Origin of the sequence: Phenylobacterium sp., from assembly GCF_041691455.1 — a bacterium.
Taxonomy (GTDB): domain Bacteria; phylum Pseudomonadota; class Alphaproteobacteria; order Caulobacterales; family Caulobacteraceae; genus Phenylobacterium.
Window position 1 is genome coordinate 14,371 of the sequence record NZ_JBEPUO010000028.1, and the last position, 26,876, is coordinate 41,246.

Annotated in this window: 27 protein-coding genes; 19 read left to right on the plus strand and 8 right to left on the minus strand. The window is 68.4% G+C overall.

What is annotated here, in order from left to right:
- Positions 1–57: 57 nt before the first annotated feature.
- Positions 58–927 (minus strand): AAA family ATPase, encoded by an 870-nt coding sequence (locus ACESMY_RS20005; protein WP_372786380.1) that lies wholly within the window; start codon positions 925–927, stop codon positions 58–60.
- Between the two features lie 160 nt (positions 928–1,087).
- Between ACESMY_RS20005 and ACESMY_RS20010 the strand changes: the two genes are divergently transcribed.
- Both ACESMY_RS20010 and pseH read left to right on the plus strand, forming a co-directional pair.
- Positions 1,088–1,786, plus strand: coding sequence for a cytidylyltransferase domain-containing protein (locus ACESMY_RS20010; protein WP_372786381.1), 699 nt, complete (start codon positions 1,088–1,090; stop codon positions 1,784–1,786).
- The gene (gene pseH / locus ACESMY_RS20015; protein WP_372786382.1) at positions 1,783–2,352 is read left to right on the plus strand and encodes a UDP-4-amino-4,6-dideoxy-N-acetyl-beta-L-altrosamine N-acetyltransferase; all 570 of its coding nucleotides are present in this window, start codon (positions 1,783–1,785) and stop codon (positions 2,350–2,352) included. The genes ACESMY_RS20010 and pseH overlap by 4 nt, the downstream gene beginning before the upstream one ends.
- Here the strand turns inward: pseH and ACESMY_RS20020 are convergent.
- On the minus strand, positions 2,349–4,184 hold the full coding sequence (locus ACESMY_RS20020; protein WP_372786383.1) for a tetratricopeptide repeat protein: 1,836 nt from the start codon (positions 4,182–4,184) through the stop codon (positions 2,349–2,351). The genes pseH and ACESMY_RS20020 overlap by 4 nt on opposite strands.
- Positions 4,185–4,415: 231 nt before the next feature.
- Between ACESMY_RS20020 and flbT the strand changes: the two genes are divergently transcribed.
- The 9 genes from flbT (at position 4,416) to ssb (ending at position 12,536) form a co-directional block, all read left to right on the plus strand.
- A complete protein-coding gene (gene flbT / locus ACESMY_RS20025) occupies positions 4,416–4,841 on the plus strand; it encodes a flagellar biosynthesis repressor FlbT (protein WP_372786384.1) in 426 nt (141 codons plus the stop codon).
- Positions 4,801–5,178 (plus strand): flagellar biosynthesis regulator FlaF, encoded by a 378-nt coding sequence (gene flaF / locus ACESMY_RS20030; RefSeq protein WP_372786385.1) that lies wholly within the window; start codon positions 4,801–4,803, stop codon positions 5,176–5,178. Before flbT ends, flaF begins: the two co-directional genes overlap by 41 nt.
- A 303-nt stretch (positions 5,179–5,481) precedes the next feature.
- Positions 5,482–6,315 carry a flagellin gene (locus ACESMY_RS20035; protein ID WP_372786386.1) on the plus strand — a complete coding sequence of 278 codons (834 nt, stop codon included), beginning with the start codon at positions 5,482–5,484 and terminating at the stop codon, positions 6,313–6,315.
- 91 nt (positions 6,316–6,406) lie between these two features.
- Positions 6,407–6,697, plus strand: coding sequence for a flagellar protein FlaG (locus tag ACESMY_RS20040; RefSeq protein WP_372786387.1), 291 nt, complete (start codon positions 6,407–6,409; stop codon positions 6,695–6,697).
- Between the two features lie 177 nt (positions 6,698–6,874).
- Entirely contained in the window at positions 6,875–7,702 is an 828-nt protein-coding gene (locus tag ACESMY_RS20045; protein WP_372786388.1) for a flagellin, read from the plus strand.
- A gap of 168 nt (positions 7,703–7,870) precedes the next feature.
- Positions 7,871–10,717, plus strand: a complete 2,847-nt coding sequence (locus tag ACESMY_RS20050; RefSeq protein ID WP_372786389.1) for a hypothetical protein — start codon at positions 7,871–7,873, stop codon at positions 10,715–10,717.
- A 53-nt stretch (positions 10,718–10,770) separates the two neighbouring features.
- Entirely contained in the window at positions 10,771–11,454 is a 684-nt protein-coding gene (locus ACESMY_RS20055; RefSeq protein ID WP_372786390.1) for a hypothetical protein, read from the plus strand.
- Positions 11,455–11,493: 39 nt separating this feature from the next.
- Positions 11,494–11,880 (plus strand): hypothetical protein, encoded by a 387-nt coding sequence (locus ACESMY_RS20060; protein WP_372786391.1) that lies wholly within the window; start codon positions 11,494–11,496, stop codon positions 11,878–11,880.
- Positions 11,881–12,059: 179 nt separating this feature from the next.
- Complete coding sequence (gene ssb, locus ACESMY_RS20065; RefSeq protein ID WP_372786392.1) at positions 12,060–12,536, plus strand: single-stranded DNA-binding protein; 477 nt, start codon at positions 12,060–12,062, stop codon at positions 12,534–12,536.
- Between the two features lie 28 nt (positions 12,537–12,564).
- On the opposite strand, the gene ACESMY_RS20070 is transcribed toward ssb, so the two are convergent.
- The 3 genes from ACESMY_RS20070 to ACESMY_RS20080 form a co-directional block, all read right to left on the minus strand.
- Positions 12,565–13,023: a DUF3617 domain-containing protein gene (locus tag ACESMY_RS20070; protein ID WP_372786393.1), complete on the minus strand. Its 459-nt coding sequence runs from the start codon at positions 13,021–13,023 to the stop codon at positions 12,565–12,567.
- Between the two features lie 68 nt (positions 13,024–13,091).
- Complete coding sequence (locus ACESMY_RS20075) at positions 13,092–14,207, minus strand: 2OG-Fe(II) oxygenase (protein WP_372786394.1); 1,116 nt, start codon at positions 14,205–14,207, stop codon at positions 13,092–13,094.
- Entirely contained in the window at positions 14,207–15,268 is a 1,062-nt protein-coding gene (locus ACESMY_RS20080; RefSeq protein ID WP_372786395.1) for a 2OG-Fe(II) oxygenase, read from the minus strand. The genes ACESMY_RS20075 and ACESMY_RS20080 overlap by 1 nt, the downstream gene beginning before the upstream one ends.
- Positions 15,269–15,461: 193 nt before the next feature.
- Between ACESMY_RS20080 and gyrA the strand changes: the two genes are divergently transcribed.
- Positions 15,462–18,266, plus strand: coding sequence for a DNA gyrase subunit A (gene gyrA / locus ACESMY_RS20085; RefSeq protein WP_372786396.1), 2,805 nt, complete (start codon positions 15,462–15,464; stop codon positions 18,264–18,266).
- Here the strand turns inward: gyrA and ACESMY_RS20090 are convergent.
- Complete coding sequence (locus ACESMY_RS20090; RefSeq protein ID WP_372786397.1) at positions 18,263–19,105, minus strand: acyl-CoA thioester hydrolase/BAAT C-terminal domain-containing protein; 843 nt, start codon at positions 19,103–19,105, stop codon at positions 18,263–18,265. The genes gyrA and ACESMY_RS20090 overlap by 4 nt on opposite strands.
- A 157-nt stretch (positions 19,106–19,262) precedes the next feature.
- Between ACESMY_RS20090 and coaD the strand changes: the two genes are divergently transcribed.
- From coaD to ACESMY_RS20110, 4 genes are read left to right on the plus strand one after another with little or no spacing between them, the layout of a single operon-like run.
- The gene (gene coaD / locus ACESMY_RS20095) at positions 19,263–19,754 is read left to right on the plus strand and encodes a pantetheine-phosphate adenylyltransferase (protein WP_372786408.1); all 492 of its coding nucleotides are present in this window, start codon (positions 19,263–19,265) and stop codon (positions 19,752–19,754) included.
- 46 nt (positions 19,755–19,800) lie between these two features.
- A complete protein-coding gene (locus tag ACESMY_RS20100; protein WP_372786398.1) occupies positions 19,801–20,679 on the plus strand; it encodes a peptidylprolyl isomerase in 879 nt (292 codons plus the stop codon).
- Positions 20,676–21,140 (plus strand): peptidylprolyl isomerase, encoded by a 465-nt coding sequence (locus ACESMY_RS20105; RefSeq protein WP_372786399.1) that lies wholly within the window; start codon positions 20,676–20,678, stop codon positions 21,138–21,140. Before ACESMY_RS20100 ends, ACESMY_RS20105 begins: the two co-directional genes overlap by 4 nt.
- 11 nt (positions 21,141–21,151) lie before the next feature.
- Complete coding sequence (locus tag ACESMY_RS20110; RefSeq protein WP_372786400.1) at positions 21,152–21,613, plus strand: hypothetical protein; 462 nt, start codon at positions 21,152–21,154, stop codon at positions 21,611–21,613.
- Here the strand turns inward: ACESMY_RS20110 and ACESMY_RS20115 are convergent.
- Complete coding sequence (locus tag ACESMY_RS20115; RefSeq protein ID WP_372786401.1) at positions 21,585–22,541, minus strand: endonuclease/exonuclease/phosphatase family protein; 957 nt, start codon at positions 22,539–22,541, stop codon at positions 21,585–21,587. The genes ACESMY_RS20110 and ACESMY_RS20115 overlap by 29 nt on opposite strands.
- Before the next feature lie 67 nt (positions 22,542–22,608).
- Between ACESMY_RS20115 and queA the strand changes: the two genes are divergently transcribed.
- Genes queA through ACESMY_RS20130 form a run of 3 tightly spaced genes read left to right on the plus strand, consistent with a single transcriptional unit; the run spans position 22,609 to position 26,146 of the window.
- Complete coding sequence (queA, locus tag ACESMY_RS20120; protein ID WP_372786402.1) at positions 22,609–23,685, plus strand: tRNA preQ1(34) S-adenosylmethionine ribosyltransferase-isomerase QueA; 1,077 nt, start codon at positions 22,609–22,611, stop codon at positions 23,683–23,685.
- On the plus strand, positions 23,685–24,800 hold the full coding sequence (gene tgt, locus ACESMY_RS20125; RefSeq protein WP_372786403.1) for a tRNA guanosine(34) transglycosylase Tgt: 1,116 nt from the start codon (positions 23,685–23,687) through the stop codon (positions 24,798–24,800). Before queA ends, tgt begins: the two co-directional genes overlap by 1 nt.
- Positions 24,797–26,146, plus strand: a complete 1,350-nt coding sequence (locus tag ACESMY_RS20130; RefSeq protein ID WP_372786404.1) for a hypothetical protein — start codon at positions 24,797–24,799, stop codon at positions 26,144–26,146. Before tgt ends, ACESMY_RS20130 begins: the two co-directional genes overlap by 4 nt.
- On the opposite strand, the gene ACESMY_RS20135 is transcribed toward ACESMY_RS20130, so the two are convergent.
- The gene (locus tag ACESMY_RS20135; RefSeq protein ID WP_372786405.1) at positions 26,113–26,703 is read right to left on the minus strand and encodes a hypothetical protein; all 591 of its coding nucleotides are present in this window, start codon (positions 26,701–26,703) and stop codon (positions 26,113–26,115) included. The genes ACESMY_RS20130 and ACESMY_RS20135 overlap by 34 nt on opposite strands.
- Between the last annotated feature and the right edge of the window lie 173 nt (positions 26,704–26,876).

Consider the following 26,876-nt stretch of genomic DNA (forward strand, 5'->3'; position numbering starts at 1 on the left):
ACCGGAGCCCCTTCAAATGGCGAGTGAATTCGGCGTAACTCCAGTTACGCCCTCAAGTTATTGGCCGGGACGCGAGCCCGCGCCCTCGCGCCGCGCCAGGAAGGCCAGCCGCTCGAAGAGGTGCACGTCCTGCTCGTTCTTGAGCAGGGCGCCGTGCAGCGGCGGGATCAGCTTGGTCGGATCCTTTTCCTTCAGCGCCTCGGCGTCGATATCCTCGACCATCAGCAGCTTCAGCCAGTCGAGCAGCTCCGACGTCGACGGCTTCTTCTTCAGGCCCGGCACCTTGCGCATGTCGTAGAAGATGCGCAGCGCCTCGGCGACGAGCTTCTGCTTGATGTTCGGATAGTGCACCTCGACGATCTCGTTCATCGTCTCGGCTTCCGGGAAGCGGATGTAGTGGAAGAAGCAGCGGCGCAGGAAGGCGTCGGGCAGCTCCTTTTCGTTGTTGGAGGTGATCAGCACGATCGGGCGGACCTTGGCCTTGATCGTCTCGTTGGTCTCGTAGACGTAGAATTCCATCCGATCGAGCTCCTGCAGGAGGTCGTTGGGGAACTCGATGTCGGCCTTGTCGATCTCGTCGATCAGCAGGACGGGGCGTTCCTTGCTCTCGAACGCCTCCCAGAGCTTGCCTTTCTTGATGTAGTTCTTGACGTCCTTGACGCCGATTTCACCGAGCTGGCTGTCGCGCAGGCGGGTGACGGCGTCGTACTCGTAGAGCCCCTGGTGGGCCTTGGTGGTCGACTTGATGTGCCAGGTAATCAGTGGGGCCTTCAGCGCCTTGGCGATCTCGTAGGCCAGGACCGTCTTGCCGGTGCCGGGCTCGCCCTTGATGAGCAGCGGGCGCTCCAGGGCGATGGCGGCGTTGACCGCGACCTTCAGGTCTTCCGTGGCGACATAGTCGTCAGTGCCTTCGAAACGCTGGCTCATTCGGGCTCCCGGGGCGGGCCCCAAGGCCCGCGTTCGAACAGTTGTTTGGTTGCGCCAGCCTAAAGGCAGTCACGCGTCATGCAAGCGGCTTCGCGGCGCGCGTTGTCGCGGGGCCGGATTCGGCGCTACTCAGGGGTTCCGCAACGAGGCGCCGCCGGCTTTGAACCTTGCCATCCTCCAGGCCCGAATGAGCTCCTCGCGGCTGCCCGGCAAGGTGATGGCCTCGGTGCTGGGCGAACCGATGATCGGCCGCCAGGTTGAGCGTCTGCGCCGCGCGAAGCGCATCGATAAGCTGGTGGTGGCGACCAGCACCGACCCCAGCGACGACGCCCTGGCCGCCTATTGCGAGAACCTGGACCTGTGGGTGTTCCGCGGGCCCCTGGACGACGTCCTCGAGCGGTTCCGCACCACGCTGCGCGCCTATCCGGAGGCCAGGGCCGTAGTGCGGCTGACCGCCGACTGCCCGCTGGCCGATCCCGAGCTGATCGACCGGGTGATCGACCACCATCATGCGGCCGGGGCCGACTACACCTCCAACACGCTCGGGACCCGCACCTATCCGCATGGGCTGGACACCGAGGTCATCAGGCCCTCGGCCCTGGTCGCCGCCGCCGAACAGGCCCGCGACCCCTATGAGCGCGAGCACGTGACACCTTACGTCTACCGGCGGCCGGAGCTGTTCCGCCTGGCCGGGGTGGCGCGCCACGAGTCGCTCGCCATGCTACGCTGGACGGTGGACCTTCCCGAGGACCTGGCCTTCGTGCGCGACGTCTACGCCCAGCTCTATCCGTTCGACCCGGCGTTCGACTCCGACGCCATCGCGGCCCTGCCGGTGAACACCTCGGGGGCCAAGCCGTGAGCGCGCCAGACGTGGTCCTGCGGCCCCTGGAAGAAGGCGACCGCGACCGGCTGCTCGCCTGGCGCAATCAGCCGGAGGTCGCCCGCTGGATGTACAGCGACCACCAGATCACGCCTGAGGAGCACGCCCGCTGGTTCGCCGCCGCCGTGGCCGATCCACGCCGCCGCTACTGGGTGATCGAGGCGGACGGACGGCCGGTGGGGCTGGCCAACCTCTACGACCTGTCGCCCGAGCATGCGCGGACCGCCTGGGCCTACTACCTGGCCGACCCCTCGACGCGGGGGCAGGGGATCGGGGCCTTCGTCGAATACTGGGTGATCGAGCACGTGTTCGGCGAGCTGGGCCTGAACAAGCTCTGGTGCGAGGTCTTGGTCGACAACGAGCCGGTCTGGCGGCTGCACGAAGGCTTCGGCTTCCAGCGCGAGGCCCTGTTCCGCCGCCACGTGCGCAAGGACGGGGCGCCGGCCGACGTGGTGGGGCTCGGCCTCTTGGCCTCGGACTGGGCGGCGACGCGCGCGGCGAGCCGGGCGCGGCTTGTTTCCCGGGGCTTCGAGCTTCCGGCCTAGCTGCGCCGCTTGGCGCGCGTCTTGGCGGGGGTTTTGGCGGCGGCTTTGGCGGCGCGGGCGAAGGCGCCCACGGCGTCGGCCACCTCGGCCATCACCGGTTCCCAGGCGCCGAAGCTGGGTGGCAGGAAGACCTTGGTCTTCGGGTACCAGGGATAGGTCGCGGTCCCCAGCCGCGGCCAGGCGCCGGGCGTGGAGATCAGGAAGTTCGGCACGCCGCTTGCCGCCGCCAGGTTCAGGGTGGCGTTGGAGAAGCCGACGATCAGGTCCATGGCGCAGCAGAGCGCGGTGACATCGTCGAGGTCCTGTTTCAGGTCGATGCCGGGCGGGGTCCAGATCTCGACCCCGAAATCGCGGCGAGCGGTCGCCAGCTCCTCGGCGCAGTCGCCGTACTGCAGGTTGATGAAGCTGACGCCCTTCTGCGCCAGCACCGGCGCCCAGGTCTCGAAGGGTGAGAAATAGCGGTGGCGGGAGTCCTTGTTGACCGCGCTCTTCCAGAGCAGGCCGACCTTCGGGCCGGCCGGCGCGCCCTTCAGCACTTCGCGCCAGTGGGCGACGCGGGCCGGGTCGGGGATCAGGTAGGCGTCGCGCGCCGGGAAGGCGTCGAGCGAGCGGCGGAACTCGCGCAGCAGCGAGCCCATTGGAGCCCAAAGGTCGATCCCGACGATATGCTCGACGAAGGGGATCACCCGCGTCAACCTGCCGCCGACGATATAGGTGGCGTGGGCGCCCACCTGGGCGGTCGGGAAGGCGCGCTGGAAGAGCGGGACCAAGCGGGCCTCCACGGCCAGGATCAGGCGTCCGGCGGGGCCCAGGCGCTCGATCACCTCAGGCAGCTGGCTTGCGAACAGCACCTCGTCGCCCAGGCCTTGCTCGCCGATCACCAGCAGGGTCTTGCCTTCGATGTCGCAGCCGGGCTCCCAGCGGGGGCCGTCGAACATGAACTGGGTCCGTTCGTTGAACTGCGGATGCAGGCGCGCCTCGTAGTCGTCCCAGCCTTCGCCGATGCGGCCCAGCGCCATCAGGATGGTCGAGTGAGAGAGCCGCATCATCTGGCGCTCGTCCTGGGCCAGGACGCCGGCCATCGCCGCCTCGCAGTCGACGATCGCGCCCTCCGCGTCGCCGAGCAGCAACTTGGCGTTGCCGAGGTTGTAGCGCGCCTTGGGGAAATGCCGGTCGAGCCGCAGGGCTTCCTGGAAGAACACCATGGCGTTGGCGAAGTCGCCCTGGTCAGACACCACGGTGCCCATGGTGTTCCAGAGCATTGCGATCTCGGGCGTCTTGACGATCGCCGGGCGCAGGATCTCGACAGCCTCGGCGTGACGGCCCTGGTCGCGGATCGCGCAGGCGAGGTTGTTGGAGCCTTCCGGATGTTCGGGATAGCGGGACAGGAAGTGGCGGAAAAGGCTCTCGGCCTGGGGCGTCATCCCGAGGCGGAAGGCGAGGCGGCCGAGGTCGTTGGCGATCTCGGCATGGTCGGGCAGCAGTTTCAGCGCCGATTCATAGGCCTGGATGGAATTGGCGAAGTCGCCCGCCCGCTCCAGCGCGATGGCCAGGAGATACCAGCCGAAGCCGGAGTGCTCGTCCTGCTCCAGGGCCTTAAGCGACCATTCGCAGGCGGTCTTGGCGTCTTCGGCGCGGAGCGCGTCCACCGCCCGCTGCAGCATCGGCGCGGCCGAGAGCGCCTTCAGTTCCGAGATCGCACCGTTGAGCTTGGCGAGCGCATCGGTCGATCCCGACTTGCCGAGGGAATCGGCGGTCAGCCTGGCCGGGGTCGGCGCCGCGGTCTGCAGCGCGTGGGCGGAAGTGGCGCTGGGCAGGGCCTGACGCGACATGGACGAGAGTCTCCGATGAAGTCCTGACTCCTCGGCGAACATGGCTAACGGGAGCTTAAGATCGCCGGCGAATCCCCCCTTTGCCGCGGCGCAAACGCCCTCTGCTCCGCCAGCAAGGCGACGTTAACCCCGACCGGCTTAACTCTGTCGTGCGTCGGGCCTGTCAGAAGGCGACAATGGGTCATTCGAATCGCGATGCCGGTTCGTACGCACTGAGATCGGGAGGCGGGGTTGCCGCTCAAATTGTCGCTGAAGCCCGGTGAGAAGTTCGTTCTCAACGGCGCCGTCGTCCAGAATGGCGACCGCCGGGGCGTGCTGGTGTTGCAGAACAAAGCCTCCGTCCTGCGTGAGAAGGACATCATGCAGGAAGAGGAAGTGACGACGCCGGCGCGGCGCATCTACTTCCCGGTGATGATGATGTACCTCGATGAGGCGGGGGCCGATCGCTACTACGACGAATTTGTCCGGCGGCTGACTGAATTCATGAATGTCATCGGCAATCCGGCGGTGCTTACCGAGTGCATCGAGATCTCGAAAAACTGCATGGAGCGGGAATATTACAAGGCTCTGATGCGGTGCCGGAAGCTTATGGACTACGAAGGCGAGAGGTTAGGGCATGTCCCTTCAAGCGTACCACCAGGCGGCGACGCGGGCTGAGAGCCCGCGCCAGACCGAATACCGCCTGTTTGCGCAGGTGACGATGGCGCTCATGGAGGCGGCCAAGGCCGATCCCAGCGACCTCGGCTCCCGCATCGATGCGCTGGACTGGAACCGTCGTATCTGGACGGTGCTCAGCGACGACTGCGCCAATCCCGCGAACGGCCTGCCGGCGCCGCTGCGCGCCTCGATCATTTCCCTATCCATCTGGGTCGGACGCCACACCAGCGCGGTGATCCGCCGTAGCGAAGAGATTGAACCTCTGATCGAGGTCAATCGGATGATCATGCAGGGGCTCTCCCCTGGCGCGGTCAGCGCCCAGACCGCCGCCGCCTGACCGCCAAATATCCCGAGACGATCGCACAAGGCCCGGCGCCTGGGGTTTCCTCAAGCGGCGGTTTTCCCGCGTCTGGGCGTTTTCTGCCGGGCTGGGCGGCAAGAATTGCCGGGCGCTACGGCGGGTGGGCAGGAATTGCCGGGTCTGAACGTGGATAACAGACCTATAACGATATAAAATCAATAGCTTAAAGCGCCGCCATTCGTCGCCGAAATGGCTCGAACCTTGCTTCTTACAGGACCGAGCAAAACGCTCACGGTTGTCAAAACGACGGCCGAAGACCTGAGAAAAGGACGAAGTTCCATGAGCTTTTCAGTCAACACCAATGTCGGCGCGATGGTCGCGCTGCAAAACCTCAACTCGACGCAGATGTCGCTGTCGACCACTGAAAACCGGATCAACACCGGTCTGAAGGTGGCTTCGGCGAAGGACAACGCCGCGGTCTGGGCCATCGCCCAAAACCAACGCGCGACCTCCAGCTCGCTGAATTCGGTCGTCTCTTCGCTGCAACGCGGTCAGTCGACCGTGGACGTTGCGTTGTCGGCCGGCACCTCGGTGGCTGACCTGCTGAACCAGATGAAGGAAAAGGCGCTCGCCGCTTCCGACACGACCCTGGACACGAACAGCCGTGCGGCTCTGAACGACGAGTTCACGTCGCTGCGCGACCAGATCAACAAGGTCGTGAACAACGCGGTGTTCAACGGCGGCAACATGCTGAAGTCGGGCGGCACCACGGTGCAGGCTCTGGCCAACGCTGACGCCACCTCGGTGATCACGGTCTCGTCTCAAGACCTGTCGCTCGGCGGCACGGTCCTGACCGCGTCTCTCGGTACTGGCGCCACGATCAACACGGTGACTTCGGCCACCGCCATGATCGCGACCGTCAACACCGCGATCACGAGCGTCTCGAGCGCGATGGGCAAGCTGGGTACGGGCTCCAAGGCCCTGGCCTCGCACCTGACCTTCATCCAGAACCTGCAGAACACCATCGATGCCGGTATCGGCAACCTGGTGGACGCCGATCTGGCGAAGGAAAGCGCGAATCTCCAAGCGCTGCAGACGAAGCAGCAACTGGGGATCCAGGCGCTCTCGATCGCCAACCAGTCGTCGTCGATCCTTCTCGGCCTCTTCCGCTAGGCCGACCGCGGCGGTGGGAGGGTTCGCCCTCCCACCGTCCGCTCTTTCCTCAATTGGAGCGTAGGCGCCCCAGGCGCTCACGACAGCAGAGATGGACAGCAAGGTTGCGACGGTCGCAGCCACCCCCGATCCCACACTCGGCCAAAAGCCCGCCGCGTCGCGTCCCGACACCGGGAACCCCGCGGAGAACGTCGCTCAAGGCCCGGATCCGGTGGACATGCGATTGGTCATCGAAGAGGACAAAGCCGCCGGCTCTTACGTCTACAAAACCGTCGATCGCCGCACCGGCAAGGTGCTCCAGCAGCTCCCCAGGGACCAACTCCTGAGGCTGCGCGAGGCGCTCGACTACGAAGCCGGGGACATCGTCCGCGCGAAGGCCTGATCCCGCCCCTTGGTTAGGGACGGTTTGAACCGATTGTTCCGCCCCGGCGCGCCGGCGGCGGCAAAACGCGTTCTGCGTTAACCTTCTGCTCACCACGAATCCATAGCTTCACCTCCGAGCTCGCCCAGCGACTCGTCCGACCGCGGACAGCAGGCAGGCGACAAGGAGATTGGTTCTATGGCGCTGAGCGTACATACCAACGAGGCCGCCCTCATTGCGCTTCAGAACCTGAACAAGACGAGTGCAGACCTCAGCGAGGTCCAGAATCGCATCAGCACCGGGTTGGCGATCAACAGCGCCAAGGACAACGCTTCGGTCTGGGCCATCGCCCAGGGGCAGAGGGCCGACATCGGATCGCTGGGCGCTGTGAAAATGAGCCTGGACCGGGCGACATCGATCGCCGACGTGGCCTCCACGGCCGGCGCGACGATCTCGGACCTTCTTGTACAGATGAAAGAGAAGGTGGTCGCCGCGATGGACCCGTCCATCGACACCGCCTCGCGCACCGCGCTCGACTCCGACTTCAAGTCGATCCTGCGTCAGATCAGCCAGGTCGTGCAGAACGCCAACTTCGACGGCGCGAACATGCTCGACGGCAGCGTCTCGCAGATCAAGTTCATCGCCAACGCCCAGGCCAACAGCTTCATCACCCTGTCGAGCCAGAACCTCTCGCTCGGCGGCAGCATCATCAGCGTGCCCTCGACCGCCTCGCTCAGCACCATCACCCTGGCGACCGCCGTGCTCGCTCAGTTGACCACCTCGATCAGCAGCACCAACCAGGCGCTGGGCAACCTCGGCTCGCAGAGCAAGGAAATCAGCAATCACGCGTCATTCGTCGGCCAGCTCACCGACCAGTTGACGGCCGGGGTAGGCAATCTGGTCGACGCCGACCTCGCCAAGGAGAGCGCGCGCCTGCAGGCCCTTCAGGTCCAGCAGCAACTCGGCACCCAGGCGCTGTCGATCGCCAACCAGGCGCCGCAGGTGATCCTGCAGCTGTTCAAATAAACCCTTTCCGTTGGGGCGTAAGGAACGACCCGGGCCGCTTCGGCGCCCGGGTTTTTTCTTGAGTGTTTTCAGAAGATTATTTCTTCACCGTCACGCGGTTCTTAACGAAGTCTAAGCGCTATTCGGCGCAAGCTGGGGATGCGGAGCCGTGTCCGTCGAAGGCGTGCCATGCAGATTGATCAGAGCTATGTGCTGGGGCTGTTCAATTCTTCGAACACCGACAGCCACGGCGTTATCAGCATGGATCTTTCCAGCCTGCTGACGCCTGCGCCGGCCGGATCTGCGGGCTCCAACCTTCCGGCCCGGCCGGTCGCGCCGACCGCCCCCTGGAACAGCGCCCCCGAGACCGTCAGCCAGGCGAGCGCCGCCGTGCAGAGCGCGCTGGCCGGCCACCCGCTGGTTGATGTGACCGCCGCCAAGCTCGACCTGCCCGGCGCCAGCGCCGACTACAAGAAGCTGTTCGCGCTCTATCAGGGCCTCAACACCCTGCTGGACATCGCCCAGCGGGCCTCCGCCAAGGGAAATTCGGCGCTCGACCAAGCGCAACTCCAGAAGACGTTCGCGAGCGGGCTCAAGGAGATCTCGAGCTTCGTCGACACCAGCGACTTCGAAAATCTGCGGCTTGCAGACGGCACGCTATCGAGCATCGCGGCCACCAAGCTACAGGTGGCGAAGGCGGCGACCACCTATGTCACGCCCACCGTGGCGTCCTCGGCGGCCACCTCCGTCCCCGCCTATGAGGGGAACGTACAATTCAACATATCGATCAAGCGGATCGGGATAACTCATAACGTCCCGATCGACCTCAACGGCATGGGCGCGCAGCCTCGCACCCTGGCCAATGTCGTCGGCTATGTGAACCAGCAACTGGCGGCGGCCGGCGTGGAAACGAAGTTCGGCACCCAGCGCACGGCCGGCGTGCCGAAGACGATCACCGTGGGCGGCAAGACCGTCACCCTGCCGACCAACACGCCCGACCAGTACGCGCTCAAGGTGACCGTCGGCACCGGTGAGACCGTGAACTTCAGCGCGCCTTCGACGGCCGGCGCGGTCTATCTCACCCAGACCCAGGGCGACCCCAATCCCGACAAGGATCCCACGACCAGCGACGCCGACACCTCGCAGCAGTTGCTGAAGTTCCAGACCGACACCACGAACGTCGACGCCCCGCCGCAGATTCCCGGCCAGGCGAACTTCGTCCCGGGCCGGACCTCCGCCATCACGCTCGGGCCGGAAGTGAAGACCGTCCATGCGACCCAGGTGGGGCCGGACGGTTCGGTCTATATGCTCGCCGACGTCACCGGCACGACCGACGGCCAGGCGCTCCAGGGGACCCAGGACGTCGCGTTGATGAAATACGATTCAACCGGCCAGCTGCAGTACACGCGCACGCTCGGCGCCGCCGATTCGGCGACGGGCCTTGGGCTGGCGGTCTCCGCCGACGGCAAGGTCGCCGTGACGGGATCGGTCACCGGCGCGCTCACCGGCGACGTCGAGGGCGCGCTGAACTCGGGGGCGACGGGGTCCTTCTCCAGCAACACCGACAGCTTCGTCACGCTCTACGACACGAATGGCGACGAGGTGTGGACAGAACGGCGCGGGTCGCGGCTCAACGACGAGGCCGACCAGGCGGCGTTCGGCGCCGACGGCACGGTCTATGTGACCGGCCGCGCGCAGGGCCAGATGCCCGGAACCTCGACGCCCATCGGCGGCTACGACGGCTACATCGAGGCCATCAAGACCAGCGCAACGGGCAAGCCGACGACGACCTCCGCCCAGACGTTCGGCACGACCGGGCAGGACAAGCCCGCCGGCATGGTGGTCGACGGGACCTCGGTGGTGGTCGCCAGCAACGAGGACGGCCACGCGGTCCTCCGCCGCTATGACGTGTCCTCGGGCACGCCGGTGCTGTCCTCGACCCGCGACCTGGGCGACCTCCAGGGCGGCAGCATCGCCGGCCTGGCGCTGAACGGAAGCCAGCTGGTGATCGCGGGCACGACGGCCAACGGCGCGCTCTCCGCCGGCACGGTGACGCGCGCGGCGTCCGGCGGCACAGACGCTTTCGCTGCGACGGTCTCCTCGGACCTATCGAGCAGCCCCAGCGACGCCATCGCCTACTACGGCGGCACGGGCAACGACACGGCGACCTCGCTCGCCGTGGCCAACGGCCAGGTCTGGATCGCCGGCAGCGCCGGCACGGACCTGCCGGGCCAGCCGGCGGTGGGAACCAAGGACGGCTTCCTCGCCAAGCTCAACGTGGCCACGGGCTCGATCGACTGGTCGCAGCGCTTCACCGGCAAGGACAACATGGCCGCCCCGTCGACGATCGCCTTCGATCCGACCGGCGCCAGCGTGCTCGACCGCCTTGGCCTGCCCAGCGGGACGTTGGACCTCTCCGACTCCCAACAACTGATGGCGCAGAGTTCGCTGCGCCCCGGCGACCAGTTCACGGTCAAGCCCGGCGACAGCAGCATCGCGCGGACCGTCACCATCGATCCCGGCGAGACGCTGAAGACGCTCGCCACCAAGATCCAGCGCGCGTCCGGCTTCGAGGCAACGGTGACCGTGGGGACCTCGCTGGACGGCCACCAGGCGCTGCACATCACCCCGGCCAACCCGCGTATGACGATCGAGATCGGCGCCGGGACGGCCGACAAGAACGCGCTCGCGATCCTCGGGATTCCGGAAGGCGTCGTGCGCACCACCATGGCGAACAACGCCGGCGCCAACGTGCCCGCCGATGGCAAGAGCCAGCTCTATGGCCTGGGCCTCTCCAGCACCCTGAACCTCAATGACGCTTCGCAGATCAGCCACGCCCTGGCGCAGGTCTCGGCGGCCATGGGGATCGTCCGTTCGGCCTACCAGGGCCTGGTGACTGCGGCCTCGCCCAAGACCGCGGCCAGCACGGCGGTGAACAATGGCAGCGCTTCCAACCCCGTGCCGGCCTACCTGACCGCCCAGATCGCCAATCTGCAGGCCGGCCTCGCGCGCCTGACCGGCGGAACCTCCGCCTGACCTCCGCTGTCCCGGCGCCTTGAATCGGGCGCGGACGGGGTCTAGCCAGGGTCATGGACTTCCTCAAGGACCGCAGGATCGTGCTGGTGTTGGCCGGCGCCGTCGTGGCGCTGCTGGCTGGCCTCGCGATCGCCTGGGCCCTGGTCGGCGGACATCGCGGCGAAGCGACCCCGCCGTCGCCGGCCTCCCAGGCCGGGCTGGTGATCGATTCCGCCGATGTCGCCGACGGGCGCATGGACCCCACCAAGCCGTTGCGCTGTTTCGTGGCCGGCCAGCCGGTGGGTGAGCTGACGCTGGCCGAGTGCGCCAAGCGCAACGGCGTCTCGACCGACGCGCTGGACGTCGGCGTCGACCCGACCGGCGCGCTCGCCGCCGCCGATCCCGCCGGCGCCGTGTTGACGCCCCTGCCGCCGCCCCAGGCCAGGAGCGCGGACGAAGCGCCGGCCGAAGCCGCGCCGGCCCCCGTGGCCCTGCCGCAGGTCGTCAGCGGGTCTCCCGGCGCCTGCTGGCGCTACGCCGAGGGCCAATGGCGCAAGCTCCCGGCCGAGATGGCGCTCGGCGCCTGCGCCCAGACCCTGTTTTCCGGACGCTGCGAACGGGCAGGGGAGGCCGCCTACGGCCGCTGGCGCGAGCAGACGCTGCGCCTGGTGGCGGGGCGCGTGGAGATCTCCACCGACAACCACAGTTTCCGCACCCTCATCGACCAGCCCGGCTGCAGTGGGTCGCCGGCGGGCTGACGCTCGCGCATCCCGGCGGGCTTGTGTAGGATTCGGCGTATGCATCGCCTCGCCCTGATCGCCGCCGTCGCCGCCTCGGCCGCCCTGTCCGCCTGCAGCCAGCGCACCGAGCCGCCGGGCGACGCCGGCATCTGCTACCACGTGGTCCCGCAGAAGGGCGGCAAGCTGAAGTACAACAAGCTGGTCGCCGCCCCGAACCTGGAGACTTGCGCGGCGAACCTGGAGGCCATGCGGCTGAAGTTCCTGCGCATGGGCGGTACGCAGCAGGACATCTACGGCGCCTATCAGGCCAACTTCCTGTTTCTGCAGCAGGAAGGCGTGCTGACCTCGACCAGCCTCGAAGGTCCGCGCTACGTGGCCCTGGTGCGCACGGGCGACGGGCGGCTGGCGATCCCGGGCGCGATGCCTCAGGGGCCATCGCAGTAGGTCGGCGTGATCGGCCGCAGCGAATGCCTGTGGACGGTTCCCTTGGAATGTGAACGGAACGGGAACAAAGTCCTTGCTCAACTGTCAATGGCCCGCTAGCGTGCCCGCGGGCCGGGAGGCCCGGATTTGACGAAGAATGGGGCTGACAGCCCGCAACCACGGAAGCTTAGGACATCGACATGGCGGGCAGCGTCAACAAGGTCATTCTGGTGGGCAATCTCGGGGCCGACCCCGAAATCCGCTCGCTCACCTCCGGCGATCGGGTGGCGAACCTCAGGATCGCGACTTCGGAATCCTGGCGGGACCGTAGCTCGGGCGAGCGCAAGGAAAAGACCGAATGGCACCGGGTCGTGGTCTTCAACGAGAACATCGTGAAGGTCTGCGAGCAGTACCTGCGCAAGGGCGCGAAGGTCTATGTCGAGGGCGCGATCCAGACGCGCAAGTGGACCGATCAGGCCGGCGCCGAGAAATATTCGACCGAGATCGTGCTGCAGAAATTCCGCGGCGAGCTGACCATGCTGGACGGCCGCGGCGAGAACGCGGGCGAGGGCGACACCGGCGGCTACAACGGCGGCTTCTCGTCCGGCCCGCGCGCGCAAACCGCCGCGCCGCGCGAGGATTTCTCCGCCGACCTGGACGACGAAATCCCGTTCTAGACGGGGTCTCCGGAACCGGCCGGCGGGATCAGCCCGCCGGATCGGCCGGGCAGTTGTCGCCCAGGCGCTTGGCGTCGGTGCTGGCGCGGACCGGCACCGACAGGCCGCCGATCTGCGGCACGATGCGCGCCTCGATATGCATGGTGTCGCTGCTGAAGGTTCCCTGACCCGAGATCGGGATCGCCGGGCCGTCGCGGGTGGCGCACGTGCCCTGCAGCTTGATCTTGCCGCCCCCAACCTCCTTGGTGGGATAGGTGCAGGTGTAGATGTGGTTGATCTTGCCTTCCATGAACTTGGCGACGTCGGCGGGCTTGATGCAGCGCCGCTCGGTCTTCTGGGTGGGGAAGGGCGAGGTGACCTTGCTGATGGTCTCCCAATAGCCCGGACTGATGGCGCTCTGGGCCGCGGCGGGGCCGGCGAGCGCCAGTGTCAGGGCGAAGGGCGCTGCGAGCAGCGGGGCGGCGAGCCTGGGGGTCAATCGTCTCATCGTCTCACATCAGCGCATGGGATTGCGGCGGAGTTGGGGGCGGGATGGGTCAATCTCAAGGGCCAATCTCAGGGGACCGGATCCTCGCCCGCCGGCGGCGTTCCGGGCGGGGCCAGGGCGGCCTGGTTGGCCTCGCGAACCTGCTGTCCGGCCTCGTCGTAGAGGAACGGCAGGAAGGCGTAGCGGCGTCCCCGGGTGACCGGCGTCGCCTCGTGCTGCAGGCCGCAGGCGAAGACCACCGCGCCGCCGGTCGGTGGGCGATAGGTGCGGCGGCCGAACTCCGGGAACCGCAAGTCGCCGCCTTCGAACCCCTCGGCGTTGAGGTTGATCGAACAGGCGAACTTGCGATGCGCGGTGCCAAGGCTCTCGTTGTCCCGGTGCGGCCGGAAGTAGCCGCCATCGGCGGCGTCGTAGCAGGCCACGATGTAGCGCTCGATCCGGGTCGCGCGGAACTGGAAGACCTTGGTCACCTCCGGGATCAGCCGGCGGCGAATCCGCATCAGCAGCTCCTGCTTCAGCGCCGGATCGGAGATGGTGAAGTCCCGGCGGCGCTTGAAGTCGTCCAGCACGCCCACCGTGCGGCCATCGACGTCGCGCATGACGCCTGACGGCGCGCCACCGTCGGCCTCGTAGAGGGCGATGAGCCGCTCGCAGAGGTCCGGCTCAAAGATGCGCGGGGCGATCAGCACCGGGGCGTTGAGCTCCACGCCGGCGTGGGCGTCCAGGGGCGCCAGGCGCTCGATCGCGCTCAACAGGGCCGCGCCCTCGGCGATGGGGAAGGCGCACAGGACCCGCAGCATCGGGTCCAGCAGCAGCCAGAAGGGCGTCTCCCGGCCGGCTGGGTCGAGGGCGCCGTAGAGTCGGCTGACTTCGCCGTCTGCGTCGAAGAGCCAGCGCAGGCCAACCGACCAGTTGCGCGCCTTGGCGATGGACTCCGCGTCGCGGATCACCACGAAGGCGGCCAGGTTCGCATCGTCGAAATGGGCGCGGCTGGCTTCGAGGGCGGCGAAGGCGGCCTCGCGGCCCGGGCCGGACGGGGGCAGGAAGCCCAGCAGCAGGTAGCGCCCGGCCGTGGTGTTGAAATGGAAGTTGGGGTTGCTCGGCGAGGGCGTGGAGAACCAGGGCGCAGGATCGCCGGGCGCGAACGGCGGCGCCCAAGGCTCGGTGGCGAGGCTTGCGTCCATCAGGCGGCGGGCTCCGTAAGCGCGCCGACCCGTTGTTCATAGGCCGCAAGCACCTCAGCGCCCGCCTCGTCGTAGAAGAAGGGCAGGAAGGCGTAGCGCTGACCGGCGGTGACGCGGGTCGCCTCGTGCAGCAGGGCGCAGGAGAACACCACCGCCCCGCCCGGCGGCGGGCGGTAGGTCCGCGGGCCGAATTCCGGAAAGCGCAGGTCGCCGCCTTCGAAGCTGTCGTTCAGGTTGATCGAGCAGGCGAATTTGCGGTGCGCCGTGCCGAGCGTCGTGGAATCCCGGTGCGCGTGAAAGACCGCTCCGTCCGCGGCGTCGTAGCAGCTGACCACATAGCGCTCGATGCGGGTCACGTCGAAGCCGAGGCCGCGGGCGATGAGCGGGAAGAGACGCCGCTCGAGCCGGTCGCGCAGGACAGCCTGCAGGTCTTCATCCGTGACCAGTATGTCCCGGCGCTTCTTGAGCTCGTCCATTACCGCGACGGTGCGGTCGCCCGCGTCGCGCATCACGCCGGTGAACCGCCCGCCATCGGCCTTGTGCAGGGCGATGAGCCGCTCACAGAGTTCGGGCTCGAAGATGCGCGGGGCGATCAGCACAGGGGCGTGCAGCGGGACGCCCGCATGCATCTCCGGCGCCTGCAGCCGCCGCAGGAAGTCGAAGATCGTCGTGGCGCTGGCGAGCTGCACCCGCCCCATGGCCCGCAACGTCGGGTCGAGCAGCAGCCACATCGGGCTTTCCGTCCCGTCGGGGGCAAGCGCGCCATAGAGCCGGCTCACCGCGCCGTCGAGGTCGAGGAACCAGCGCAGGCCGCGCATGTCTTTCGCCGTCGCCGCTGTCGTCGGGTCGCGGGTCACCACGAAGGCGCTCATCCGCTGGTCGTCGAACTGCGCCTGGTTCGCCGAGAGCGTGCGCAGGGCTTCGGCTGCCGCGGGCTCGTCGTCCTTCGGCAGGAAGACCATCAGTACATAACGGCCGGCCGCCGTGTCGAAGACGAACTCCGGACTGGAGGGCGTGGGCGCCTTGAACCAGGGCGCGGGCTCGCCGGGCATAAGCGGCATAGAGACTGGGGTCCTTATCGAAGCTGCTTCTTAGGACGCCACCGGCCGCAGGTCACCGCCTGTCTCCAAGGCCCGGCCGCGCTTGCCTCGCACGTGCGCGCGTACGCGCTCGCGAAAGTTGGCTTTGCGGGCTTCCGAATGCTATTCATGACCCCCACATAAGCAGTCCGATTCTAACGGCTAAATCCCCGCCTTGACCGACGAAAACACCACGCCTCCAGCCGACCGGCATGGGGGCATCGCCCCTATCGCGATCGAAGACGAGCTGAAGCGCTCCTACCTCGATTACGCCATGAGCGTGATCGTGAGCCGGGCGCTGCCGGACGTGCGCGATGGCCTGAAGCCCGTTCACCGGCGCATCCTGTTCTCGATGAGCGAGCAGGGGCATACCCCCGACCGCTCTTACGTGAAATCCGCGCGCGTGGTCGGCGACGTGATGGGCAAGTACCATCCGCACGGGGACCTCGCGATCTACGACACACTGGTCCGGATGGCGCAGCCGTTCTCCATGGGCCTGCTGCTCATCGACGGGCAGGGCAATTTCGGCTCGGTGGACAACGATCCGCCGGCCGCCATGCGCTACACCGAGTGCCGCCTGACCAAGGCGGCCATGTCGATCCTGGCCGACCTCGACAAGGACACCGTCGACTTCAAGGACAACTACGACGGCTCCGAGCATGAGCCGGTGGTGCTGCCGAGCCGGGTGCCAAACCTGCTGGTCAACGGCGCGGGCGGCATCGCCGTCGGCATGGCCACCAACATCCCGCCGCACAACCTCGGCGAAGTGGTCGACGCGTGCCTGGCCTATATCGACGATCCGGAGGTCACGCTCGAGGCGCTGCTGGACATCGTGCCCGGCCCCGACTTCCCGACCGGGGGCCAGATCATCGGCCGGACCGGCGCGCGCAACGCCCTGATGACCGGCCGCGGCTCGGTGATCATGCGCGGCGTGGCGACCATCGAGGAGATCCGCAAGGAACGCGAAGCGATCATCATCCACTCGATCCCCTACCAGCTGAACAAGGCCGGGCTGGTGGAGCGCATCGCCGAGCTGGTGCGCGAGAAGCGGGTCGAGGGCATCTCCGACCTGCGCGATGAGAGCGACCGGCAGGGCATGCGCATCGTCATCGAGATGAAGCGCGACGCCAGCGCCGAAGTGATCCTGAACCAGCTCTACCGCTACACCCCCCTGCAGTCGTCGTTCGGCGTGAACATGCTGGCGCTGAACCGCGGGCGGCCCGAGCAGATGGGCCTGCGCGACATGGTCACCGCCTTCGTGGATTTCCGCGAAGAGGTGGTCGAACGGCGCACCAAGTTCGAGCTGTCCAAGGCCCGCGACCGGGGCCACGTGCTGGTCGGCCTGGCGATCGCCGTCGCCAATATCGACGAGTTCATCCACATCATCCGCTCGTCCAAGGACCCGGCCGAGGCCCGCGAGCGGCTAATCGCCAAGGATTGGCCGGCGGGCGACATGCTGCCTCTGGTCGAGCTGATCGCCGATCCGCGCACCCTGGTGATCGACGGGAACAAGATCCGCCTGTCGGACGAACAGGCCCGCGCGATCCTGGCGCTGACGCTCTCGCGCCTGACCGGCCTGGGCCGCGACGAGATCTTCGGCGAGGCCCAGACGCTGGCGGACGCCATCCAGGGCTACCTGGAGCTGCTGGCGTCACGGGACGCGATCATGGCCATTGTGCGCGCCGAGCTGATGGAGGTCCGCGAGGCCTACGCCGTCCCGCGCCGCACGGAGATCGTCGAAGGCGACGCCGACGTCGAGGACGAGGACCTGATCGCCCGCGACGACATGGTCATCACCGTGACCCACGGCGGCTATGTGAAGCGCACCCCGCTGTCGATCTACCGCACCCAGCACCGCGGCGGCAAAGGCCGCTCGGGCATGTCGACCAAGGACGAGGATGCGGTCACCCGGGTGTTCTCGGCCAATACCCACACCCCGATGCTGTTCTTCTCCTCCGGCGGCAAGGTCTACAAGCTGAAGGTCTGGCGCCTGCCGATCGGCACGCCGACCTCGCGCGGCAAGGCTTGGGTCAACATCCTGCCCATCGAGCCCGGCGAGAGCATCACCTCGATCCTGCCGCTGCCCGAGGACGAGGCGACCTGGGAGCAGTACGACGTGATGTTCGCCACCCGCTCGGGCGGGGTGAGGCGAAACAAGCTCTCCGACTTCGTCGACGTGCGCCGCAACGGCAAGATCGCCATGAAGCTCGACGAGGGCGACAGCATCATCGGCGTCGGCACCTGCAACGCCGGCGTCAACGACATCCTGCTGACCACCGCGCTTGGCCGCTGCATCCGCTTTGCGACCGAAGAGGTCCGCGTCTTCGCCGGCCGCGATTCGACCGGTGTACGGGGAATCCGCCTGGCCGAGAGCGACCAGGTGATCTCCATGGCCATCCTTCGGTCGATCGCCGCGACGCCCGACGAGCGGACGGCCTACGTCAAGCACGCCAACGCCATGCGCAAGGCGCGCGGCGAGGCCGTCGAAGGCGACGAGTCGCCGGCCGTCGAGGACGAGGACGTCGAGGCCGGCGAGGGCATCGAGGCGCTGTCGGTCGAGCGGATCGCCACCCTGGAGGCGGCCGAGGAGATCATCCTGACGGTCTCCACCGAGGGCTTCGGCAAGCGCACTTCGGCCTATGAATTCCGCCGCACCGGCCGGGGCGGCCAGGGGCTGCTCGCCCAGGACCTCACCAAGAAGGGCGGTAAGCTCGCGGCCTCCTTCCCCGTGGACGAGTTCGACGAGATCCTGCTGGTCACCGATCAGGGCCAGCTGATCCGGACGCCGGTCAGCCAGGTCCGCATGGTCGGCCGCAACACCTCCGGAGTCACGATCTTCCGCACGGCGCCGGACGAGCATGTGGTCTCCGTCGAGCGCCTGGCCGACACCGGCCAGGATGAGGACGTGGACGCCGTCGAGGGCGACGACGACGCGCCGGGTTCGGACGAGCCGGACATCGACGACGCCCCCGAGGCCTAGGCGCCGAGGACCTCCTTCAGGAACGCGACGATACGCGGCCAACTGTCTTCGCGGGCCGCGGCGTTGGTGCTCACCGACCCGCCGAAGCGGCCCAGCATCCGACGCGCCGGGTGGCCCAGCGGGATCGGCGCGCCGAAGGCCAGGTGCCCGGCGTCGGGATAGTCCAGATGCACGACCCGATGCGTAAAGCCCCTGGCGTCGAGCCGGCCGGTCACAGCGCGCGACATCTGCGAAGCGTCCCACATGCTGTCGCGGCCCCCGGAAACCAGCAGGACGGGGCCGCCGATCGCCTCGACGGGAATCGTGGCGGCCTCGGTGTTGTCGGCCGCCGCCAGGCTCTTGGCGTAGAAGGCGCCGAGCGAGGCGAAGGGGTTGGGCATGCCGCGGTAGGCGACGAACGGAAGCTCGCGGCCTTGGTGGGTCCAGGACGACACCCTGGCCCAGCTGCGGCGATTGATGCCCTGCCAGCCGACATGGGTCGCCGCGCCGACCACCACCGCCTTGATTTGCGGCCAGCGGCTGGCGAACTGCAGGGCCGCCTCTGCGCCCTTGGATGCCCCGACGACGCCAATGCGGTCCGCATCGACGCTGTCCTGCGCCGCCAGCCAGGCCAGGGCGCGGCCGAAGGTCTCCAGCGGGATCGCCTCCAGGGCGTCGGGAAGGCCGACCTCGTTGAAATAGGCGACGGCCAGGGTCGGGAAGCCGGCCATGGCCAGGGCGGCGGCCAAGATCCGAGCGCCTTGCAGGCCGCCCTCCGATCCGCCGAGCGCCATCATCGCCGGCCGACGCCGCGCATCCTCGGGGGCGAACAGCTCCGCCACCAGCCCCGGTTCGCACACGGCGCTCCGTCTAACCCCTTCGGGAACCCAGACTGGCGGTGTCTTCCGCGATCCCGCCAAGACTGTCCCCGCACCCTCCGCCGCAACTTTGAGCTTGCCATAGCCGCGCGCGGCGGCGAAAGGCGAAAGACCGGTTGTTGGGGGACCTAGCCGCATGATCCGTGTCGGGCTCTATCCGGGCACCTTCGACCCGATCCACAACGGCCACACCGACATCATCGGCCGCGCCGTGAAACTGGTGGACAAGCTGGTCCTGGGCGTCGCCATCAACACCGGCAAGGGGCCGATGTTCACGCTGGAGGAGCGGGTGGCGATCGTCGAGGAAGCGGTGGCCCCCCTACGCAGCCGCGCCGAGATCCTGGTCCAGCCGTTCGAGGGCCTGACCATGCACTTCGCCCGCGAGGTCGGAGCCGGCATCATCGTCCGCGGTCTGCGCGCCGTCGCCGACTTCGAATTCGAATTCCAGATGACCGCCATGAACCAGCAGCTCGACCGCGAGATCGAGACCGTCTTCCTGATGGCCGACCCGCGCCACCAGGCGATCGCCTCGAAGCTGGTGAAGGAGATCGCGGTTCTGGGCGGCGACGTCACCAAGTTCGTCAGTCCCAGCGTCAAGGACCGCTTGCTGGCCAAGGCCGGCCGTCATTGATTCCGCCGCTGGCGCCGCGCGCGCCGGGCCATTACGAGTGATCCCCATGAGAACCGTCCTGCTTGCCGCCTGTGTCGCGGCCGTCGCCGTCACCGCCGCTGCCGCCGCCGCGCCGAAGAAGCCGCCCGTGGCCGCCGCCGCCAAACCCGCCGCGCCGAGCGCGCCCGGCCCGGCCGACTGGCGGGCCCCCGACCCCAACGACGTCTTGGTCATCGACACCAACAAGGGCCGCATCCTGGTGGAGATGGTCCCGGAAGCCGCGCCGCAGCACGTCGCGCGGATGCGCGAGCTGGCGCATGAGAATTTCTTCGACGGCCTGCGCTTCTTCCGGGTGATCGAGGACTTCATGGACCAGACCGGCGACCCGCAGAACAACGGCCAGGGTGGCTCGTCCAAGCCCAATGTGCCGGCCGAATTCATGTTCCGCCGCGGCCCCGAGACCCCCTTCGTGCTGGCGGCCGACCAGTCGGTGGCCGAGATCGGCTTCGTCAAGTCGCTGCCCGTGATGAGCCAGTCGATGGCCCTGGGGGCGCTCACCAAGGACCAGAAGGTCAACGCCTGGGGCCTCTATTGCCCGGGCGTCGCCGGCATGGCGCGGGATGACAATCCGGACTCCGGCAACAGCCAGTTCTTCCTGATGCGCGGACCCTTCCCGTCGCTTGAGCGCAAATACACCGCCTGGGGCCGGGTGATCAGCGGCCAGGACGTGGTCCGGGCGATCAAGGTGGGCGAACCGGTCGCCGATCCGCAGGACCGCATGGAACGGGTTCGCCTGCTCGCCGATTTGGCGGAGAAGGATCGCCCGAAGGTCCGGGTGATCGATCCGAAGGGGCCCTGGTTCAAGGCCGAAATCGAACGCCTGCGCGCGGCCAAGGGCCCGGCCCTTTCCGCCTGCGACATAAACATTCCTGCCGAGGTGCAATGATGGACGACGAGAACACCCTGATCCTGGAGCTGGCCACCGGACCCGTGACCATCAAGCTCCGCCCCGACCTCGCGCCACAGCATGTGGAGCGGATCAAGGAGCTGGCCCGCGAGGGCTTTTATGACGGCGTCGTCTTCCACCGCGTCATCCCGGGCTTCATGGCCCAGGGCGGCGACCCGACGGGCACCGGCTCAGGCGGGTCGAAGAAGCCGAACCTGCCGGCGGAATTCTCCAAGGAGCCGCACGTGCGCGGGGTCTGCTCGATGGCCCGGACCGCGAACCCCAACTCGGCCAACAGCCAGTTCTTCATCTGCTTCGACGACGCCCGCTTCCTGGACAATCAGTATACGGTCTGGGGCGAGGTGACGGACGGCATGGAGCACATCGACGCCCTGCCGAAGGGCGAGCCGCCGCGCGATCCGGGCGAGATCATCTCCATGAAGGTCGCCGCGGACGCCTGACGGGCGCCGCGATGGCCGCCCGCCTGAAAGTCTTCGTCACCTCCGACGGGCTCACCGACTACGTCGTGGCGGTGAGCTCGCGGGCCAAGGCGCTGGCGGCCTGGGGCGTGCGGCAGGACGTCTTCAAGGAGGGCGCGGCGCACGAGACCGACGATCCCGCGCTGGTGAAGGCGGCCACCGCGCGGCCCGGCGAGGTGCTGCGCCGGCCCGCGGGAACGCGAGGCGCGCTGGCGGACCTGAAGCCCGCGAAGGCCGCCAGGCCCAAGGGACCCACGAAGGCCCAGCTCGGGAAGGTTTCCGACCTCGAGGCCAGGCTGGCGGCGCTCGACGCCGAGCACGGCCGAGCCCTGGCGGCGTTGGATCGCGAACGCGCCGCGCTCGACCGGCGGGCCGAGGCCCTGACGTCGCGCCACGCGGCGCAACGCAAGGCCCTGGACGCCGCGCTCAGGGCCGCGCGATCGGCGCTAGGGTGACCGCTACCGGAAAGTGATCCGAACCGAGGTACGGCCCGCGCTCCACCTTCACTGTCGCCCAGCCCGAGCCGGCGTAGACGTGGTCGATGGGCAGCACTGGGATGAGGGGGCGCCGATAGGCGGCGATGGGCCAGGTGAACACCGCCCGCGTGCGCCGGATCAGGCCGAGGTCGCGGTCATCCCGCTGGCGGGCGAACGACCAGGGCGTGGAGTTGAAATCGCCGGCCAGGATGGTGGTCGCGGCCGGATAGCTGCGGACGATCGGCAACAGCAGGTCGTGGTCGCGCTTGAGCGTCGGATGCGACGGCCAGGGCGCGTGCACCCCGAGCACGGTCACGGGACCGGCCGCCGAGGCGACGACGACGCCGTTCAGCTCCATCGGCCCCGTCGGATTGTCCTCCGGAATGATCGCCGCCAGCGGACGGCGGGGCGTGAACAGCATGACGCCGGAGCGGCCCGCCACCGACCACCAGCCGGCGCTGGAGAGCGCGTTGAGCACTCGGGAATTAGCTTCTTCGACCACCAGGACGTCGGGCTTTTCGACCTTCAACCAGGCGAGAAGGCGCCCCTCGCCGTTGCGGCCGCTCCAGGCGTTGAACTGGATCACGCGGAACGCGGGCCCCGCGCCCGCCGCCGCCCTGGGCCCCGTGGACCGCAGATATTCCGGCGCCATCAGCAGTCCGGCCGCGAAGATGCAGGCGAGGCCCGCCACGGCGACGGCGGCGCGCAGCCGTCCGGCGAAGATGAACGCCATCAGGGCCGTGATGACGCCAACCGCGAGATAGACGACCGCGAAGTGGGTGAAGAGGTCCCACGTCGGGTTCCAGCGTCCCAGCTGGGCCAGGGCCGCGGCGAGGGCGCACAGGCTCGCGCCTACCAGGAACGGCGGCCCGAGGAGGGCGGTGAGCACGAGTCGCGACGAGGACATTCGCCGACTGCCTAGCACGGCCCGCGACTTGACGGGAAAGGCCGCGCATGGCCTTCACCCGCCTTCCATGCAGCTCGCCGACTTCGATTTCGACCTTCCCGAGGACCGCATCGCGCTAAGGCCCGCAAAGCCTCGGGATTCCGCGCGCCTGCTGGTGGTCGCGCCGGGCGCGCCGCTGCGCGACCTGGCGGTGAGCGACCTGCCGGGCGAGCTGCGCGCCGGCGACGTGCTGGTGCTGAACGACACCCGCGTCATCCCCGCGCGGCTGAAGGGCGTTCGCCATCGCGGCGAGAGCCAGGTGGCTGTGGAGGCGACGCTGCACCGCCGGCTCGCCGGCCACCGGTGGACCGCCTTCATGCGCCCCGGCAAGCGGCTGGCCGAGGGTGACCGGGTGGTGTTCGGCGAGGCCTCCGACCGGGCCTGCTTCCTGGGCGCGCTGGACGCCACGGTGATCGGCAAGGGCGAGGGCGGCGAGGTGATGCTGAGCTTCGACCTCTCCGGCCCTGACCTCGACGCGGCCATAGCCGAGCGGGGAGCCATGCCGTTGCCGCCATATATCGCCGCCAAGCGCGCCGAGGACGAACAGGACCGGCGAGACTATCAGACGGTCTACGCCGAAGAGGACGGCTCGGTGGCGGCGCCGACTGCCGGCCTGCATTTCACGCCGGAGCTTTTCGCGCGGCTGGCCGAGGCGGGCGTCGAGACCGCTTTCGTCACCCTGCACGTGGGCGCGGGCACCTTCCTGCCGGTGAAGACCGAAACGCTGGCCGAGCATCGGATGCATCCGGAGTGGGGCGAGGTGGATGCGGCCACGGCGGCGCGGCTGAACGCGGCGCGGGCGCGTGGCGGCCGGATCGTCTGCGTCGGGACCACCTCGCTTCGGCTGCTGGAGTCCGCCACGGGCGAGGACGGCGCGATCGGCGCCTTCGAGGGCGAGACGGCGATCTTCATCACGCCCGGCTATCGCTTCCGGGCGGCCGACGGGCTGATGACTAACTTCCATCTGCCGAAATCGACCCTGTTCATGCTGGTGTCGGCTTTCGCCGGCCTCGAGGCGATGCGCGCGGCCTATGAGCACGCGATCGCCGACGGCTACCGGTTCTATTCCTACGGCGACGCGAGCCTGCTCTGGCGGGCGGCCTGATGGCGGCCTTTCCGTTCAGTATCGCGGCGACCGATGGCAAGGCCAGGACCGGGGTTCTCGCGACCCCACGGGGTGAGATCCGGACTCCCGCCTTCATGCCGGTCGGCACCGCCGGCACGGTGAAGGCGCTGACTGTCGACCAGGTCGCCGCGACCGGCGCGGACATCATCCTGGGCAACACCTACCACCTGATGCTGCGGCCCACGGCCGAGCGGGTGGCGCGGCTCGGCGGCCTGCATCGGTTCATGCGCTGGGAGAAGCCGATCCTGACGGACTCCGGCGGCTTCCAGGTGATGTCGCTGTCGAAAATCTCCAAGGTCACGGAAGAGGCGGTGACCTTCCAGAGCCATATCGACGGCTCGAAGCATGTGATGACCCCCGAGCGCTCCATAGAGATCCAGGCCGACCTGCTGGGCTCCGACATCGTCATGCAACTCGACGAATTGGTGTCGCTGCCGACCACGGAAGATCGAGCCGCCGAGGCCACGCGCCGTTCGGCGCGCTGGGGCGAGCGGTCGAAGGCTGCCTTCGGGACGCGCGACACCCAGGCCCTGTTCGGGATCCAGCAGGGCGGCATGTCGGAGGCGCTCCGCGGCGAGAGCGCAAACCGCCTGACCGACATCGGCTTCGACGGCTATGCGATCGGCGGCCTGGCGGTGGGCGAGGGGCACGAGGGGATGGTCGAGGTGCTGGAGTATGCGCCGGCGATGCTGCCTCCGGAGCGGCCGCGCTACCTGATGGGGGTCGGCAAGCCGATCGACATCGTCGAGGCCGTCGCGCGCGGCGTGGATATGTTTGATTGCGTCCTGCCGACGCGGTCGGGGCGTCATGGCCAGGCCTGGACCTGGGAGGGTTCGGTCAACCTCAAAAACGCCCGCTTCGCCGACGATGACACGCCGATGGACGCCACCAGCGCGTGCCCGGCCAGCCGCGACTATTCCAAGGCCTATCTGCACCACCTGGTGAAGTCCGAGGAGATCCTCGGCCAGGTGCTGCTCTCCTGGCACAACCTGGCCTTCTTCCAGCAGCTGATGGACGCCCTGCGCTCGGCGATCGCCGAGGGCCGGCTGGACGCGTTCCGCAAGGCGTTCGCCGCTCGCCAGGCCAGCCGTTGAGCGCCGCGCGCGAGCCTGGCCTCGCGGCGCCGGCCCGGTGGATCTTCGCCGCGGCGCTCGGCCTCTATCTCGCCATCGCGGCCTGGCTCGTCTGGCGCACCTCGATCCTCGAACCCTATTCCGACATGTTCGACTGGATCGCGCGCCATGAGCGCTTCCGCGCGGACGGCGACCTCGGGCGCTATCTCTGGGCGCCGCACAATTTCCATCACCTGGTCTGGACCTTCGCGATCCTCGACCTCGACACTCGGGCTTTTGGGGCCAGCAGCTACCTGTTCCTGGCGATGGGCGTGCTCTGCCTGGCCGGGACGGCGGCCCTGCTGGCCTGCGCCGCCGGGGCGGCGGCGGGGCGGGGCCTCAGGCTGATCGGAGCCGGCGGCGCAGTGGCCTTGAGTGCGATGGGTTGCCATGTCCTGGACGCCAGCGCCGACATCAACACCACCTATCTCCACGCCCTGGTCTTCGCCGTCGCAGCGATCGTCCTGGCGACCGCGCCGGGCGAGCGCGCGCCGCTCCGGCGAGGGGGTGTGCTGATCTGCGCCGTGGCGGCGGGCCTCGGCAGCGCGGCGGGGTTGGCCGTCTGGCCGGCGCTCCTGCTCGTCGCTTGGCGGGCCGGCGATCGGCGCTGGGCCGTCGCCGTCGTGATCACGGGCATCGCCTTCAGCCTGATCTATCTGCTGGGCCAGGCTGCGCCGGCCAGCCCGATGACGGCAGGCGGCCTGACGCGCCTCGCCGAAGCGGTCGCGCTCTTCGTCAACTACCTGGGCCTGCCCTGGGTGCGCGGCATCCCGGGGTTGGGCTGGCTGGTGGGCGTGATGGTGCTGGGCCTGTCGCTGGCCGCGCTGATCGGCAAGGGCGGACGGGACGCGGCCTGGCCCGAACGGACGGCGCTCGGCCTGATCCTCTTTTCCCTCACCACCGCGGTGATGGCCGGCGTGGCGCGCACGGGCGCGACCGCCGCGGACTTCGTGCCGATGCGCTACGCGGTCTTCCTGATTCCCTTGCAGGTGGGCTTGTGGATCCTGGCGCTGCCCTACCTGCGGCGGGCCTGGGAACGGCGGCCCCGGCCGATGGAGGGCCTCGTGGTGGGCGCGGCGGCCCTGATGCTCGTCCACCAGGGGCTGATGGCGGCCTATGCGGTCAGCGCCCATGACACCACGCTCGCCCTCATCGCCGACTTCCGGGCCGGCCAGCGCAGCGCCGCGATGCTCCCGACGATCTATCCGGACCTCGCCAAGGCGCAGGCGCTGAGCGACCGGATGCGGCGTCAGGGCCTCTACCAGCGGGAGCTTCGCCCCGACCCGCCGCCGGCTCAGCGGATCGGGTACTTCGGCTTCATGGACTGATCGACCACCGGGGCGCCGGCCAGTTGGTGCGAGGGCGTCGCCGGGGGATCGCAGCCCTTGGCTTCGCCGAGACCCTTCAGATAGGCGCGGCGCACGGCGCCGGCGGTGATCGCCTGCTGCACCAGGCGGTCGTGCCGCTCCGCCCCGGTCAGCTTGCGGATCCAGCCCCGGAAGGGGATCACGTCGGACGCCGCGCCGGCCATGAAGCCGAACGCCGTCTCCTTGCCCCGGCCCATCAGGTCGTCCTGGTCAGGCTCGGGCGCATCGAGGTCGGCGCCCAGGGCGTCGTTCAGCGGCTTGAGCAGGATATTGAGCTGCGCGCAGCCCTTGACCGTCGGCCGCTCGTAGGGATCGGCCACCGCCTGCAGCAGCACACTGGGGATCTTGGTGCGCAGGACATTGAGGTCGCGCAGGGGCGATTCGGCGGCCCCCTTGAAGCTCCCGCGGTTGGCCTCATTGGTGGTCTCCACCTTCGGCGATCCGTCCGAACGCGTCGTTGTGCAGGCGCCGAGGGCGAGGGCGGCGGTCAGGAGCGCGGGGAGGGCGGCGTGTCGCATCGGCGGCAAGTCTAGCCCACATTGCTGTGGCGTTAAGGAGGCGCGCGCCCTTGCGCCGCTGAGGTCCGGCGCCTAAGGTCCGCGCCGCTTCGCCAGGCCCTCCAAAGCCCTCGCGAAAGTGGGCCGGTAGCTCAGTGGTAGAGCATTCGACTTTTAATCGAATGGTCGTGAGT